Annotated in this window: 12 protein-coding genes; 3 read left to right on the plus strand and 9 right to left on the minus strand. The window is 60.2% G+C overall.

Features of this window, described 5'->3' with window-relative positions; all coding sequences use genetic code 11:
- Window position 1: 1 nt before the first annotated feature.
- From AC1RKH_RS13610 to AC1RKH_RS13650, 9 genes are all read right to left on the minus strand, one after another.
- Complete coding sequence (locus AC1RKH_RS13610; protein WP_493062426.1) at window positions 2-1,054, minus strand: hypothetical protein; 1,053 nt, start codon at window positions 1,052-1,054, stop codon at window positions 2-4.
- On the minus strand, window positions 1,054-3,495 hold the full coding sequence (locus AC1RKH_RS13615; RefSeq protein ID WP_493062427.1) for a TonB-dependent siderophore receptor: 2,442 nt from the start codon (window positions 3,493-3,495) through the stop codon (window positions 1,054-1,056). The genes AC1RKH_RS13610 and AC1RKH_RS13615 overlap by 1 nt, the downstream gene beginning before the upstream one ends.
- Window positions 3,496-3,657: 162 nt before the next feature.
- Entirely contained in the window at window positions 3,658-5,358 is a 1,701-nt protein-coding gene (locus AC1RKH_RS13620; protein WP_493062428.1) for a bifunctional metallophosphatase/5'-nucleotidase, read from the minus strand.
- 45 nt (window positions 5,359-5,403) lie between these two features.
- Window positions 5,404-6,048 (minus strand): MotA/TolQ/ExbB proton channel family protein, encoded by a 645-nt coding sequence (locus tag AC1RKH_RS13625; protein ID WP_493062429.1) that lies wholly within the window; start codon window positions 6,046-6,048, stop codon window positions 5,404-5,406.
- 35 nt (window positions 6,049-6,083) lie between these two features.
- Window positions 6,084-8,327 (minus strand): TonB-dependent receptor family protein, encoded by a 2,244-nt coding sequence (locus AC1RKH_RS13630; RefSeq protein WP_493062430.1) that lies wholly within the window; start codon window positions 8,325-8,327, stop codon window positions 6,084-6,086.
- A 42-nt stretch (window positions 8,328-8,369) separates the two neighbouring features.
- Window positions 8,370-9,119 carry an energy transducer TonB family protein gene (locus tag AC1RKH_RS13635; RefSeq protein WP_493062431.1) on the minus strand — a complete coding sequence of 250 codons (750 nt, stop codon included), beginning with the start codon at window positions 9,117-9,119 and terminating at the stop codon, window positions 8,370-8,372.
- Window positions 9,120-9,123: 4 nt separating this feature from the next.
- Window positions 9,124-9,531, minus strand: coding sequence for an ExbD/TolR family protein (locus AC1RKH_RS13640; RefSeq protein WP_123424321.1), 408 nt, complete (start codon window positions 9,529-9,531; stop codon window positions 9,124-9,126).
- Between the two features lie 178 nt (window positions 9,532-9,709).
- Window positions 9,710-10,699, minus strand: coding sequence for a FecR family protein (locus AC1RKH_RS13645; RefSeq protein WP_493062432.1), 990 nt, complete (start codon window positions 10,697-10,699; stop codon window positions 9,710-9,712).
- Window positions 10,696-11,268, minus strand: coding sequence for an RNA polymerase sigma factor (locus AC1RKH_RS13650; RefSeq protein ID WP_493062433.1), 573 nt, complete (start codon window positions 11,266-11,268; stop codon window positions 10,696-10,698). The genes AC1RKH_RS13645 and AC1RKH_RS13650 overlap by 4 nt, the downstream gene beginning before the upstream one ends.
- 204 nt (window positions 11,269-11,472) lie before the next feature.
- Here AC1RKH_RS13650 and AC1RKH_RS13655 point away from each other — a divergent pair, with 204 nt between their 5' ends.
- The 3 genes from AC1RKH_RS13655 (at window position 11,473) to fecA (ending at window position 15,448) form a co-directional block, all read left to right on the plus strand.
- Window positions 11,473-11,961 (plus strand): sigma-70 family RNA polymerase sigma factor, encoded by a 489-nt coding sequence (locus AC1RKH_RS13655; protein ID WP_493062434.1) that lies wholly within the window; start codon window positions 11,473-11,475, stop codon window positions 11,959-11,961.
- Between the two features lie 8 nt (window positions 11,962-11,969).
- Window positions 11,970-12,929 (plus strand): FecR domain-containing protein, encoded by a 960-nt coding sequence (locus tag AC1RKH_RS13660; protein WP_493062435.1) that lies wholly within the window; start codon window positions 11,970-11,972, stop codon window positions 12,927-12,929.
- Between the two features lie 173 nt (window positions 12,930-13,102).
- Window positions 13,103-15,448: a TonB-dependent Fe(3+) dicitrate receptor FecA gene (gene fecA / locus AC1RKH_RS13665; protein ID WP_493062436.1), complete on the plus strand. Its 2,346-nt coding sequence runs from the start codon at window positions 13,103-13,105 to the stop codon at window positions 15,446-15,448.
- Window positions 15,449-15,479 lie beyond the last annotated feature (31 nt).

Genomic DNA, 15,479 nt, shown 5'->3' on the forward strand with positions numbered 1-15,479 from the left:
CCTACGGGGCCATCGTGGTTATCGAGAAGGTGTTGGCGTGAAACAGCGGATCCGGCTTGGGCTCAGCCTTGCTCGGCGCAGGCAGGGTGAAGTCCATCGCTGGCAGATAAACCTTTTTGCTCAACGGATCGAAGGCCATGTTGTAGGCCATTGGCAAGGTGCTGACGCTGGCCTGCGCCTGGTAATGATCGGCATCGAGTTGCTTGACGATGCTCAGGCTGGCATCGACCCCGCTGGGGATCAACAATCGCCGGTTGTCCGCGTCATAGGCCAGGGCGTTGACGTCACGGGTGATCGGCAAGCTCGCCTTCAGCGCACCGCTCTGAAGATCGGCGACGACCAGTTGCGGTTTTTCGCCTCGGCACGCGATGAACAAACGCCCGCGTTCGGCATCCTGAGCCAGGGCACTGGGGCGCGAGCAGCCTTCGAACTGCCAGGTATCGAGGACTTCAAAACTGCTCGCCGAGAAACGTACGACCTTGCCCTCATCACGCATCGGCAGGAAGAAACTGCCGTCGTCCTTGACCAGCAACGGGTCGATTTTCTTCACGTCCAGCTCATGCGCGGCGCTGATGCGCTCTTGCTTCGGATCGAACACGAACAAAGTCGAACGATCAGCACGCCGGCCGCTGACAATGATCACCTGACCCGTGCGCGGTTCATACACCGCGCTGTTGAGGTTGCTCTGGGCCACCGGGATACGCTTGAGCATTTTGAGTGTGGATAACTCGACCACGCCCAGGCTGCCGTCGGTGTTGAGCACAAACACCCGGTTCAACGTCGGCACGAACACCACGCCGTTGGCGCCCGTTGAGCCGTCGATGGTTTTCAGCAGACGTTGCTGGTCGACATCGAACACGCTCAGGCCGTTTTCCCGGCGGGCCAGAAACAGATAAGGCCGCGTCGGGTCGAGGGCGACAAAACCCCAGCTGTCTCCCGAGCCGGGCAAGCTCACCTGCTGCTCGTGATGGTAGACCCGAGCATCCGGTGCCGGCGTGGCAAACGCCGCGCCGCTGAAGGCCAACGCCAACATGGCAATCTTCAAGTTTTTCATCAGAACTCCAGGGTGCTGGACAACGACACCTGACGCGAATCGCCCATCGACACAAAGAACCGGCTGACGGCCGAGGTGTAGTAAGTGCGGTCGAAGAGGTTTTTCACGTTGAGCTGGAACTTGACCTTTTGCCCGTCGAGTTTGGTGTCGTAGGTAGCGAAAGCGTCGGCTACGGTGTAGCCCGGCAGGTCGAAGTCGTTCACCGCGTTACCGGCCCGTTCGCCGACATAACGCGCGCCCGCGCCCACCCGCAACTGGTCGCCACCGACGATGGTGCCGAAGTCATAGACCGCCGACAGCGAGCCGGTGTTTTTCGCCACGTTTTGCAGTCGTTTGCCTTTGTAGTCCGGGTCTTCGGTGACCTCGGCGTCGGTGTAGGCGTAGCTGCCGATCATGCTCCAGCGGTCGCTCAACTGACCGGTCAGGTCCATTTCCAGGCCACGGGAACGCACTTCGCCGGCCGCGCTGTACGTAGTGACCAGCGGGTTCTCGGAGTTGGCCACCAGCACGTTGCGTTTCTTGATGTCGAACAGCGCGATGTTGCCGGTCACCCGGCCCGGGATGTCGAGCTTGGCCCCCAGTTCCCAGGACTTGGCTTCTTCCGGTGCAATGCCGCCATCGAGCACGATCGTGCTGCCACTCAGCGGAGCAATGGTCGAGTTCGGTTTGAAGGACTCGGTGTAGCTGCCGTAGAACGACAGTTCATCGGTGTAGCGATACACCAGACCGGCGCGCGGCACCCACTTCAGGCCGCTGCTGTCGGTGTTGGCCTTGAACGGGCGGCCCTTGCCGGCGTACTGGTCGTACTCCTGGAAACGTCCACCGGCCACCAGAATCCACTGGTCGTTCAGGTGGATCGAGTCCTGCAAAAAGACCGAATCGCTGCGCAGCAAATCAGTCTGATCGCTGTCCGCTGCGCTGACCGTGGTGCCTGCCACCTCACGACCGTAGACCGGGTCCAGATAACTGAAGGACGGGAACAGGCTCTTCTGACGAATCAGGTCGGCACGGTAAATCTTGCGGTATTCGTCATCCACGCCGAACACCAGATCGTGTTGCATACCGGCCACATCGACCTTTCCTTCGAGGCTGGCGGTGGTGAAACGGTCGGTGGTCAGAGCGCCCTGCGTGCCGTCCATGCTGCGGGTCAGCGTGCCTTTTTTCGGGTCGATGGCGGTGATCCGAACCTGGCTGGCGTCGTAGGTTTCGCGGTTCCAGCTGTAACCGAAGTGGGCTTTCCAGTTGTCGTTGAGCTCGTGATCGGCTTCGAAATGGTACAGGTCCGAACGGCCTTCCATGTTGTTGAAGGGCTCATCGAGACGGCGACCACGCGGAATGTCCAACGGGTGATTAGTGCGTGGGTCGATGGCCGTGCCACGGTCGAACGGGGCAAGGAATTCGCGGTGCTCGTAGGCGAACAGCAGCTTGGTGCTCTCGCCGAACCAGGCCAGGGACGGCGCGATCAACGTCTCGCGATGCGTGCCGAAGTTGCGCCAGTAGTCTTCATCTTCGTGGTCCAGCACCATTCGATAAGCCAGGCCGGAATCGCCCAGCGCACCCGTGCTGTCGAGGCTGCCGCCGCTGCCGTTCTTACCATTGCCATAGCTCGAACCACGCACGGTCAAGGCGTTGTATTGCTGCAATTCGGGCTTCTTGCTGACCAAGTTCACCACGCCGCCCGGATCCTGAATGCCGTAGAGCAACGAGGCCGGCCCCTTAAGGACTTCGACCCGATCCACCGAGGCGCTCAGGCCACGGCCCTGCACCAGCGGCATGCCGTCGCGCATGATCGAGCCGTTGCGGTTGTCGCCGAAACCGCGAGTCATCACCGAATCCTGAGTACTGCCCAAGGTGTTGCCTTGGGTGATGCCGCTGACATTGGCCAGCGCATCGTCCAGATTACGCGGCACCTGGTCACGCAGCACCTGGGCCGGGATCACGTTGATGGTCTGGGGGATTTCCTGGAGCGAGGCCGAGGAACGTGCCACTGAGGTGGTGGACGGTGGCTGATAGCTCATCGGTTGCTCAACCGCCGAGGTGATGGTGGTCGCCCCGAGGTTCAGGGCGCCTTCGGTGGGTTGTGGTTCAAGGGCCAGGGTGTGGGCGTCGGTCTGGCGAAAGGTGAAACCGGACTTGCTCAACAAGCGCTGCATGGCTTGCTCGGCGCTCATCTCGCCATTGATGGCCGGTGCGCTGAGACCGTACGGCGCCTCATCGGTGTAAACCACGCTGATGCCGGTGACCCGGCTGAAGTCGCTCAAGGCCTGGGGCAAGGGTTTGGCGCCGATGCTGAAGCTGAACAACGCGCTGTGTTGCTCACTGGACTGCGCAGCGCACGCCACGCTCAACGGCAACAAGGCCAACGCCGAAACGGCCAGCGCAGAAGCGCCAAACCACTGTTTAACCGAACCGCCTGCCACCGATTTTGCCCTGGACTTCATTGCTCGTGACCTGTGTGTAGAAACGCTACGGATGCGAATGAATCGCACTTTCACCACTACACGGATGTCACTCGGGTTTACCTCACACCTTTTTTGAAATTATTTGCATTGCCCCCGCCCGCGATGATGTGTGGGCGGTGATGCGTGGCCGGGGTCAGCGCGCTATTTCACCTTCACGATGCGCCCTGCACTTTGCGTCGAACCAACGGGTTGGCCTTTTTGATCCATGCGGTGCAGGTAGTCGATCAGGCTATCCAGGTCCGTCACTTGCAAATCCCTACGGTTGATTCCCTGTTTGAAAAGACTGAAGCGATCGCCACCGTCGGCCAGGAAGCCGTTCAGCACCAGGCGATAATTGCGCTCGGGCTGCACCGGCTTACCGTTGAGGCGAACACTGCCGGGGATCACCCGACTGTCCAGCGGGCGCGTGGAATCCCAGCGATAGCTGAAGCCTTTGGAGACTTGCAGCACATTCACGTCGCCTTCTGCTTTCCATTGCTGATTGAGCAACTGTTCAAGTTGCCGACCCTTCAGATCGAAGGCAATCAAGGTGTTGTTGAACGGCTGCACCGTCGCCACCTGCCCATAGTTCAGGCGTTTGAGACCTGGCTCCAGGGCCAGGTCGCCACGAATACCACCGTTGTTCATGAAGGCGATCTGCGCCCCATGTGCAGCGCCAGCCGCCAGTTGGGCATCGGCGATCAAGTCACCCAACGGCGTCTCCCCCGCCGCATTGGCACGTCGAGTGATCGGTGAAGCCGCAATGGCGCCGACGGGTTTGAGCAGCACGTTATTGCTGCGTGCTTCGACTTCCCGCTGCAGGGCGAGCATCTGCGGATCGGCTGGATACTGCGCCGGATCAGCGAGCAAGTTGGCCGCTTGAATGCGCGTGACCCGATGCTGACCGGGGGTCACATCAAGCGTCAGATGGGTCATCAGATGCCCATAGGAACTGCCCTGAGTCACCAGCAGAGAACCGACCTTGCACAGATAACCCTTATGGGAATGCCCGGTGATCAACACATCGACTGCCGGATCAAGACGCTTGGCCACATCGACGATATCGCCGCTCAGCTGGCTGCAGTCCTGTTTGTCGTAGGGTTCGGGGGTTGAGCCGCCCTGATGCACCACCGCGACAATCGCATTGACGCCCTGGCGGTTGAGCTCGGGAATCAGCCGATTGATCGACTCAGCTTCGTCCTCGGTACGCAAACCCTGCATGCCCTTGACGCTGACCACTGACGCCACATCGCGCAGGACCGCGCCGACAAAAGCGATTTTCTGGCCTTTGACCTCTTCGATGCGGTACGGCGGCAACAGGGTTTTGCCGGTATCGGTGTCGATTAGGTTCGCCGCCAGATAGGGGAAACCGCTGCCGGGATAGCTGGCGCGAAACTGGCAGGCCTTGGTCGGACGAATGGATTCGCAGCCGCCATTGAGCTGACGCAGGAACTCCGCCTTGCCGTTGTCCAGTTCATGATTGCCGATGGCGCTGAGTTTCATGTCCATGTGCCGCAACGCTTCGAGCGTCGGTTCGTCAGCCCACATCGCCGACAGCGGCGGACTGCCGCCCACCAGGTCACCGGCACCGATGAACAGCAACTGTGGGTCGTCCTTGCGCAGTTGCGTCAGCATTCCGCCGAGGGTCGCAATGCCCCCGGCCTTGAGCATGCGCACACCGTCAGCGGCCGTGCTGTCACGAACCGAATACGGGTTGGCCTGCAAGTAACCGTGCAGGTCGTTGATCGCCACGATGTTCACGGCAACCGGTTGGGCTGGCGGCTGAACATGGGCGCAACCGCCCAGCGCGGCGACAGCCAGGGCGACTGCACTGAGCAGCCTTGGCAGAGAGAGGCGTGACATGAGTTCATCCTTGTTCGCTAATCATTATCTGTAGAAGTGTGGCGGTCAGGCCGGATGCAGTTGGCCGTGTATCGCTTGCGGTACTTCAACCACCTTGAGCGTAGTTCCCATACCGGCACGCAGCAGGAGGATTTTCAGATGGTCGGTAATACGCTCGACCCGGTCCTGAAAGTGGTTGTGGAAAATCATGCTGCCCAACGCGACGGCGATCCCCAGCGCCGTGGCATACAACGCCGTACCAATGCCTTTGGAGACTTCGCCCGGGTCCGAAACACCGGTCTCGGCCAATGCCTTGAAGGTGTCGATGATCCCCAGAATCGTCCCCAGCAGACCCAGTAATGGCGCTGCGGTAACCACAGTTTCGAGCAGCCACAAACCGTGCATCAGTTTGCTGCGGGTAGAAATGTAGATCGACTCGCTGAGGTCTTCCAGATCCTTGTGCGTCGCCAGCCCTTGTTTATGCGCAAACAGCGTTTCGAGCATTTCCAGTGGCAGGCTGTTGCGTTGGCGCAACGCGGCGGGCAGGTCCTCGACGGCGTGCATGGTTGGGTTGAGCACCGTTTCCAGTTTTTTCGCCTGACGCAGGCTGAAGCTGAAGTAAATTCCGCGTTCGACGGCGATGAAAGCGGCAATCGCAGCCGCGCCGTACAGGGTGTAGAAGGTGAGGTCGTGCAGAAGATTCATGTCCATCGGTAATCCCTCGGGTCAGAACGAATTCAGCGAAATCAGAAAGCCGCTTCCAGCGAAACCACGGCCGTGCGTTCTTCGCCGACGTTGTAGTACGCGGTACTCGGGGCCAGGCCATTGGTGGGTTGCGAGTTGAACGACACGGTGCGCACCGAGGACAGGTATTCCTTGTCGAACACGTTGAGCATCGAGAATCGCAGGGTCGCGGATTTGAACACCTTCTTGTCCACCGGCAGGTACACGCCGGCATTCAGGTCGACCACGGTGCGCCCGGAAATCTTCTCGTCGTTGGTCAAATCGCCGTAGTAACTGCCCACGTACTTGCCCGCGACGTTGCCGTAGAAGCGGCTGTCGTCATAACCCAGGCTCAGGTTGAACATGTTCTGCGGCACGTTGGCCAGTTGCTTGCCGGAGGTCGGCAGCAACACGCCCTTGTTCTTGAAATCGTCCTGCTGCTCGGAGCGGGTGTAGGTGTACGAGGCGTAATAGTTGAAGTTGTGCGGCAGCAAACCGCTCCACTCCAGCTCCAGGCCTTTGTTGGTCACTTCACCGACGTTGGCCACGACAAAGTCGCCATTGAGGTCGGTGGTCGACAGTTGCCGATCCTTGAAAGTGATGTAGAACAGGCTCGCGCTGAGCGCCATGGCCTCTTCGCTGTAGCGCCAGCCCAGCTCCTGGTTCCAGCTCAACTCGGGTTTCAGGCTGATGGAATCGCCCTTGTTGTACAGCACGAAGTTGGGCGGGGTGCGCATGTTGCGGGTGACGTTATAGAACGTCTGGTTGCGCGCATCGATCTGGTACTTGGCGCTGAAGCTGGGCAGGAACTCGTGGTAGCGGGCGTCTTTCTTTTCCGGCTTGTCGGTCAGACTGCCAAGGTTTTCGCCATCACGCTCGACATACTGGTAAGCCAGTGCACCCGTCAAGGTCAGGTCTGGCGTGGCGAGCCAGGTGTCCTGAATCCACAGTTTTTGCGCCGGGGTCACGGTGTATTGATGGCGGCCCTGAACGGTCTTGCCGTTTCGGTCGACCAATTGATTGGATGCGCCATAGTCGCCCCATATATCCACCGGACTGCCGCCGGGATCGATCGCGATGAACGGCTGGGTCTGGCGCTGTCGAGCGCGCTCGTACCAGTAGCCGACGTCCAGGCTGTGCTCATCGTTGATGTCCCACTTCAGCTTGCTGGTCATGCCGGGGCGCCAGGTCTCGGTCCAGGACGGTCGGTAGTAGGTATTGGCGCCCAGTCCCGTGAGGTCAAAGTTGCCGGCCTTGTCCGAGGTGCTGGAGAGTGCCGTGGAGGTCTGGCCGCTGTAGCTGCCGCCGCTGGACCAGACGTAATACGGGTTGAACGTCAGGCTCAGGTCATCGCGCAGTTGAAAGCGCTGGGTGATCGAAGACGTTACGTTTTCGAAGGGGTTGCGGTTGAGCTTGAAGGACTGCAACACCTGGCCGGCCTTGTTGTAGACGGTGTTTTCGGCGTAGTCCAGACGTCGCCCCTGGTTCTCGAACTGCGCTTTACTAAGGGTGTTGTAGTTGTAGTTTTCCTGCCGGTTGTATTTGACGATGGCGTTGGTCGAGTTGCCATTGCCGTCATCGAACAAGGTGTTCCACTCCACCTTGTCAGCCAGCAGCGAACCCTTGCCCCGCCACTTGTCGCCCTCGGTATGCGACGCCGAAACCCAGGTCTTGAAGCCGCCCAGATCACCGGTGTTGATCCGCGCGAAGGTCTTGTGCAGGTTGTTTGAACCCAGGGACTGTTTGACGAAGACGCCGGGATCCTTCTGCGGACGAATCGTCACCAGACCGATATTGCCGCCACTCGAGCCGATGTGCGGGCCATCAGCCTCGGAGGAGCCCTGAGTGACGAAGACTTCGGCGAGGTTTTCCGGATCGCCCAGCAGGTTCGGGTAAATGTTGTAGTCACCCGAATCATTGATCGGGAACCCGTCGGAAGAAACGCCGACCTGATCGGAGTTCATCCCGCGCATGGTGAAGTTGGTGCCGCTCAGACCGCTGGCATCGGTGCTGGAAACGTTGATCCCCGGGGTGTACTTGAGTTTGTCCAGGGCGTTGGCGGTGGGCGCCATTTCGTCCATGGCTTCTTTGGACACGGTGGAACGCGACTTGGCACTTTCTTCCTTGATCATATGGCCGTTGCCCAGGGTTTGTTTGCCGGTCACATTCACCGCGCCGACATCTACCGAGTCATCAGCCAGTACCAACGGCGCAAAGCCGCCCAGGCCCGAGGCTAAAAGCAGGGCATAGAGTTTATTGATCTTCACGGGTAATCCCTTACATACATCTATCTGTTAGTGGATGGCGGGTTATTCCAGGTTGTAGCTAAACGTCGCGGTAAACCGCTGTTTGTCTTTGCCGGAAAACGCATCGGAGGGGAATGGCGACACTTTCTCAACCCGACGCAAACTGGTTTGCGCCGCCCGGTTGAGCAACATGTTCGGTGCCTTGCTTTCGATACCACTGTTCAACACGTTGCCGGCGCGGTCGACTTCCAGCCAGATCACCACATCGCCATGCGGGCGTTGCAGTGACGCTTCGCGGCTGCTGGGGTATTGCTTGTGCTTTTCCAGCTCCTTGCGCAGCGCGGTGGTGTACACACTTTCCAGCGCCGCATTGCTCGGTGCCGGGGCCGCTGTTGCAACGGTTGTGGCGGGTTTTGGTAGCGCTGCCGCAATCACTGGAGCCGGTGCCGGCGCAGCAGTTTTAGCCATGGTTGCGGGGGCGGCAGGCGCTGGCGTCTGCTTGACCATCACGGGTTTTGGCGCTGGCGGCCGGGGTTTGACCACGGGTTTGGGTTTAGGTGGTTCAATGACTACCGGCTCCACCACTTCGGGCTCGATCAGCGGCGCTTCGGGCTCCGGGGGTGGGGGCTCGGGCGTGGGTTCGAAAGCGGCCAGCAACTCGGCCGCGTCTATCAGCGCGATCTCGACCGTGCTGTCGTCATACACCGGTTTGATCTGCAAACTCTGCAACTGGCTGGTGTAGATCACGATAACCACCAGGCAAGCCGGCAGCAGGCCCGCGATCCATTGGCGAGCTCTATAAAGACTGAACATGGCGTCAGGTCTTGCGCGTGGCGATAGAAACGGAGGAGAAGCCATTGCCCTTGAGCAAATCCATCACCGACACCAGGCGTTTGACTTCAACGCCCTGATCACTGTTGATGATGATGACCAACTTCTCGGCGCTGTTATTCAGCACTTTAAGTTGTGCGAGCAAGGTACTTTCGTTGATGTCCTGACCGTCGAGTTGCAGACGCTCGTCGAGGCCGAGAGTAATGATGGCTTTGTTCTGCGGTTTGAGTTGTTGCGCCTGACTGGCGACCGGCAGTTGGGTCTTGATGCCCACGGCCGGAATCACGTTCAGGCTGATCAAGACGAAGAACACCAGCAGAAACATCATCACGTCGATCATCGGAATGATCTCGATGTGAGCTTTTTTCTTGTGGGTAACATCCCAACTGCGCATCGCACCTCTCCCTGTTATTCAATCATCTGAACGATGAAGCGCCCTCCGGCTGTTCCTGACCATTTGCTCAGGAATGCGAAGATCATCCTCGGGAGTTGTAACGTTTAGGTTACAGAACGGGGCCATTGAGATGACGATTGAATAATGCATCGTGAGGACTCGAACATCGCCCTCATCTTCAGCGCAGAATAATCACCCGTCCCAGCAGGCTGTGCTGCTCGAACCCCAACACCCCTTGCAGGGAATCGAGCACCGCTTGCGGGTCTTTGCTCGGAAAGCTGCCACTGATCCGTCGTGCGGCCAGGTCGTCGTTGAGCACGATGATCCGTCCCGGGTAATACCGACCGAGGTCTTTCACCACATCGGCCAAGGGTGACTTGTAGTAATTGAGCCAGCCCTGACGCCACGCCAGTTGCGCTTCACTGTCGACGGCGTGGAGTTTTGCCGCGGTGCCGGCGCCGTAGGCCACTTGCTGGCCGGCTGTCAGCACCTGCTGCTCGGCGCCCTTGGTCGGTGTCACGCCGACCCGTCCCGAGAGCACCGTCACCTGTGCGCCTGCTGGTTGCAATCGCACTTCAAACTGCGTGCCGAGTACCCGCGCCTCGCCCTTTCCGGCATCGACCATAAAGGGCTCGCCGGTATGGGTCACGCTGAAAAAGGCCGCACCGCGACGCAGCCGAACGTGCCGTTCTCCGTGGCTGAAATCCACGGCAATAGCGCTGTCGGCATCGAGGGTGACTTGGGAGTGGTCGGTCAGGGTCACGCTGCGCACTTCGCCCGGCGCCGAGACATAGTCCGCCCCTAAATCACCGAGCCAACGCGACGGTTGCCAACCGGCGCCTATCGAAACCATCAACAGCAAGCAGGCGGCCATGGCCAAGCCGCCAGACCAGCGCCGCACGCTGGAACGCCTGGAGCGGCGCATCGCATTGAGGTAACCCTGCAAGGCAAACGCCTCTTCCTCAGCCAGGGTGCGGGCCGGCACTTCGCTCAATTCCCAGACCACCTGCGCCCGGGCATAGGCTTCGGCATGCGCCGGATCGGCCTGCAGCCAACGGCTGAACGTGGCTTGATCGCCGCTGCTCGGCTGATCGTGCAACAGGCTCAGCCAGACCAGCGCGGCCTGCTCCTGAGCGGGCGTCGGAGTGACGCTGGCGGTGTGATTCACGGTGCTTTCCCTGGCGTGCGCGGTATCGGTTCTCGCAGACTGGCCTTGCAGGCTTCGAGGGCGCGCATCATATGTTTTTCCACGGCACTTTGGGAAAGCCCCATGGCCTTGGCGATTTCGGCGTACTTGCGCCCGTGAATGCGGTTGAGCAGAAAAATCTGCCGGGTACGTTCGGGCAAACCGCGCAACGCCGCCTCGACATGGCGCAGGTCATTGCCGGCTTCCAGCGCGGCTTGCGGCTCGATGCTGAGGGTGTGCTGCTGCTCGGGCAGCCAGCCTTCGTTGAGCCGGACCCGCGCGCCTTCGCTGCGCAGATGGTCGATGGCGATGTTGCCGGCGCAGCGCAGCAGGTAAGTGCTGAGTTCTTCGACTTGCACCAGCGGTCGGCGCCAGAAACGCAAAAACAGGTCCTGCACCAGATCGGCAGCCGTCGCCCGACAGCCCACTCGCCGACTGACCAACGCTTCCATTTGCGGACGCTGGGACAAAAACACCTGCAAAAAATACGCGCGACCGCCCGGGCTGTCGGTGCCGTCAACGTTCTGGGATTCGGGTGGCGTGGTGCTCATCAAAGGTCGACTCAACGTGGTCCATGCCCTGCGCAGGGTCAACGGTGCGCCAATATTAATGATAAATATTCTCATATGCAAAAGACTCGGATGAGAGAACGTTACTCAGTCGGCCTGCGCTGATTGCCGGATGCAGTGATCCGCCACTACAATGCGAACAATTCTTGTTCTCTAACGCATCTGAATGCTGTCGGAGTGGTCGCGTTGCAGCCATCCAATACCGTCGAAGTTCTCTATAACGCCCATCACAACTGGCTCACGGGCTGGTTGCGGCGCAGGCTCGGCTGCCCGCACAGCGCCGCCGACCTGGCGCAAGACACCTTCATCCGGGTGCTGAGCGCACGGGAAACACCGCAGATCATCGAGCCGCGGGCGTTCCTCACGACCATCGCCAAACGGGTGCTGTTCAACCATTACCGTCGTCAGGACCTGGAGCGCGCTTACCTTGAGGCGTTGGCCCAACTGCCGGAATTCGCGGTGCCGTCGGAAGAGGACAAAGCGATCATCCTGCAAACCCTGATGGAGCTCGACCAGTTGCTTGACGGCCTGCCGCGCCCGGTCAAACGCGCCTTCCTGCTGGCCCAGGTCGATGGCCTCAGCTATGGCGAGATCGCCTGCGAGCTGAGCATTTCCATCGCCACGGTCAAACGTCATTTGAACAAAGCCGCCCTGCGCTGCTACTTCGCCCTGTGAGCATCACCATGAACCCAGCCCCGAACAGCCAAGCGGAGTTCTCTTCGCAGGTGGCCGAACAAGCCGTGTACTGGCTGATCGAAATGCAGGAAGGCCCGTTCAGTCCGCGCCAGCAACAAGCCTGGCAACACTGGTTGAGCGCCCACAGCGAGCATCAACGGGCTTGGGAACATATTCAGCGGGTCAATCAGCGACTGCGCGGTTTGTCGTCGCCACTGGTTCATTCGACCCTCAATGCGCCGAAATCCGACAGCCGCCGTCAGGCACTCAAACTGCTGTTGATCCTCGGCGCCGGCTCGGCGGTTACCTGGGGTTTGCGTGAACACAATCCGCTGACACCGCTGCTGGCCGACTACCGCAGCCCGATTGGCCAACGCCGTCAATGGCAGCTCGACGACGGCAGCCAGTTGCAGCTCAACACCAACAGTTCGGTCGATGTGCGTTTCGATGCTCAGCAACGGTTGATTCGCTTGCTTGAAGGCGAAATCCTGCTGACCAGTGCCAAGGACCCTCGGCCGCTGCAACTGCTGACCGCCCAAGGCATGCTGCGTCCCAACGCTGCACGGCTGAACGTCCGGCAATTGCGCGAGCGCACTCAGGTGGCGGTGTTCGATGGCAGCGTCGAACTGACGTCCACCAGCGGTTCAACGTTGCTGGTAGAGAAAAACCAACAACTGAGTTTCAACGGCCATGGTTTGGACTCACCGCGTGCGCTGGACGCCAACAGCGGCGCCTGGGCCGACGGCATGCTTGTCGCAGCCCACATGCGCCTGGCAGATTTCCTCGATGAACTGGGCCGCTATCGCCGTGGCCAACTCAACTGCGATGCACAGGTCGCCGATCTGTTGATCTCCGGCAGTTATCCACTGGACGACAGCGAACGAATCCTCGACCTGCTGGAAATCAGCCTGCCAGTAACAGTGAAACGCTTTACCCGGTATTGGGTGACCGTCCAGGCACGTGTTTGAAAAGATCGCAGCCTTCGGTGGAATGTGTACCTGTAGGAGCTGCCGCAGGCTGCGATCTTTTGCTCTACGCAGAGCCACCCAAAAATATTTTCACGTTCAGTGAGCCGTTTTTCAGATCTGGCGTGACAGAGAAGGAAAGCCACCTTGATTTCCCTCTTCTCAGGATCGTCTTCATGCCCACCCGCCTTACTCCCCTCGCCCGCTCGCTGCGCCAACTTCTGTTGGGCGCAAGCCTGAGCTTCGGCGCCTTGCCGCTGGCTGTTGCTAGCGAAGCAAAGGCGTACCACATCGCTCCGACCTCGTTGGAAAGCGCACTCAACCAGTTTGGTCGTGAAGCGGGTGTGCTGATCTCGTTTGGTTCGCAGATCACCAGCGGCGTGCAAAGCCGTGGTCTGGAAGGTAGCTACAACACCGAAGCAGGCTTGCAGGCACTGCTCGAAGGCACTGGCCTGCAAGCACGGGCCGAAGGCAACAACGCGTTCAGCCTGCAACCGGCGGACGCTAACGCAACACCCGCCGCACTGGAGCTCGGCACGTCCAATGTGGTTGGCGACTGGCTGGGCGATGCTGCGCAGATCAATGTGTTCGAACATCCGGGCGCCCGCGATGTGGTCCGTCGTGACGAATTCGAACGCCAGGGAGCGACCCAGGCCCGCGATGTATTGAACCGCGTCCCCGGCGTCAACGCCCCGGAAAACAACGGCACCGGCAGCCATGACATGGCGCTGAACTTTGGCATCCGTGGCCTCAACCCACGGCTGGCATCGCGCTCGACCGTGTTGATGGACGGCGTCCCGGTGCCGTTCGCCCCTTATGGCCAGCCACAGTTGTCGTTTGCCCCGATCAGCATGGGCAACATGGACGCAGTGGATGTGGTGCGCGGTGGCGGCGCAGTGCGCTACGGCCCGCAGAACGTTGGCGGGATCGTCAACTTCGTGACCCGGGCGATCCCCGATGAGCCGACCGTCAAAGGCGGCGTGCAGACTGAAACCAGTCCGTCCTCCAGCCAGGACGGTTTCAAGACCACTGGCAATCTGCTGGCCGGCGGTACCGCCGACAATGGTTTGGGCGGGGCGATCCTCTATTCCGGCACCCGTGGCGGCGACTGGCGCGAACACAGCGACAGCGAAATCGACGACCTGATTCTCAAGGGCAAGTACCAGCTCGACGAGGCCAACAGCTTCAACGCCATGGCCCAGTATTACGAAGGCACGGCCGACATGCCCGGTGGTTTGAACGTCGCCGACTACAAGGCTGACCCGTATCAGTCGACCCGCCCGCACGATCAGTTCTGGGGCCGTCGGACGATGTTCAACGTCGGTTACCGCTATCAGGAAGACCGCCGCGAATTCACCGTCAACAGCTTCTTCACCAAAACCCTGCGCAGCGGTTATCTGGATCAGGGCAGCTTCCTCTCGCTCTCGCCGCGCGAGTATTGGGTACGTGGTGTGGAAACCCGGTTCGCCCAAGGTTTCGACCTCGGCGAAACCCGCCACGAAGTCGGCGTCGGCTACCGCTACCTCAACGAAGCCGGCCACGAACTACGCTACCGCACGCCGATCAGCGCCAACCAGCAACTGCCGAGCACCGACAGCCGCAATGACCGTGACACTCGGGGCGGCACCGAGGCCAATGCGTTTTTCGTCGATGACCGGATCGACATCGGCAAGTGGACCATTACTCCGGGCGTCCGCTACGAGATGATCGAGTCGCAACAGACCAACAACCTGACCAACGTTAAATACAAAGGCGACTACAACACCGCATTGCCGGCGTTGAACGTGCTGTATCACCTGACCGACAGCTGGAACCTCTACGCCAACACCGAAGGTTCATTCGGCAGCGTGCAGTACAGCCAGATGCCCAATCGCGTGACCAGCGGTGAAGTCAAACCGGAGAAAGCCCGGACCTGGGAACTCGGCACCCGCTACGACAATGGCAACCTGCGAGCCGAGATTGGCGCGTTTCTGATCAACTTCGACAACCAGTATGAAAGCAACCAGACCAACGATTCGGTGATTGCACGCGGCGAGACGCGGCATCAGGGGATCGAAACCAGCGTCAACTACGCGCTGGAAGGTTTGAACCCGGCGCTGGCCGGCTTCGATGTCTATGCCACCTACGCCTTCGTCGACGCGACCATCCGCGAAGACGGGCCGAACAAGGGCAATCGCGTACCGTTCTCCTCGCGCCACAAAGGCACGCTCGGCGTCGGCTACACCGAAGGCCCATGGAAGCTCAACCTGGACAGCAGTTACCAGAGTGACCAGTTCGCCGACAACGCCAACACCTCCAGGGAAAATGCCGCTGGCAACGTCGGCACCATCCCCGGCTACATGCTGTTCAGCAGCCGCGCCGCCTATGACTTCGGTCCACAACTGTCGGACCTGACCGTCGCCGTCGGGGTGAAGAATATTTTCAACCACCAGTACTTCACCCGCTCGTTCGACGACAACAACAAGGGCAAATACCTGGGCGAACCACGGACGGTGTACCTGCAGACCTCGGTGGCATTCTGATCACAGTGCACTGGCACCCGTAGCAGCTGCC

Source organism: Pseudomonas sp. GW822-FHT06B12, from assembly GCF_058799675.1.

What these genes read in the sequence shown, in the direction of transcription:
- AC1RKH_RS13610 (WP_493062426.1), bottom strand. Translation starts at nt 1,054, where the DNA reads ATGAAAAACTTGAAGATTGCCATGTTGGCGTTGGCCTTCAGCGGCGCG.
- AC1RKH_RS13615 (WP_493062427.1), bottom strand. Translation starts at nt 3,495, where the DNA reads ATGAAGTCCAGGGCAAAATCGGTGGCAGGCGGTTCGGTTAAACAGTGG.
- AC1RKH_RS13620 (WP_493062428.1), bottom strand. Translation starts at nt 5,358, where the DNA reads ATGTCACGCCTCTCTCTGCCAAGGCTGCTCAGTGCAGTCGCCCTGGCT.
- AC1RKH_RS13625 (WP_493062429.1), bottom strand. Translation starts at nt 6,048, where the DNA reads ATGGACATGAATCTTCTGCACGACCTCACCTTCTACACCCTGTACGGC.
- AC1RKH_RS13635 (WP_493062431.1), bottom strand. Translation starts at nt 9,119, where the DNA reads ATGTTCAGTCTTTATAGAGCTCGCCAATGGATCGCGGGCCTGCTGCCG.
- AC1RKH_RS13640 (WP_123424321.1), bottom strand. Translation starts at nt 9,531, where the DNA reads ATGCGCAGTTGGGATGTTACCCACAAGAAAAAAGCTCACATCGAGATC.
- AC1RKH_RS13650 (WP_493062433.1), bottom strand. Translation starts at nt 11,268, where the DNA reads ATGAGCACCACGCCACCCGAATCCCAGAACGTTGACGGCACCGACAGC.
- AC1RKH_RS13660 (WP_493062435.1), top strand. Translation starts at nt 11,970, where the DNA reads ATGAACCCAGCCCCGAACAGCCAAGCGGAGTTCTCTTCGCAGGTGGCC.
- fecA (WP_493062436.1), top strand. Translation starts at nt 13,103, where the DNA reads ATGCCCACCCGCCTTACTCCCCTCGCCCGCTCGCTGCGCCAACTTCTG.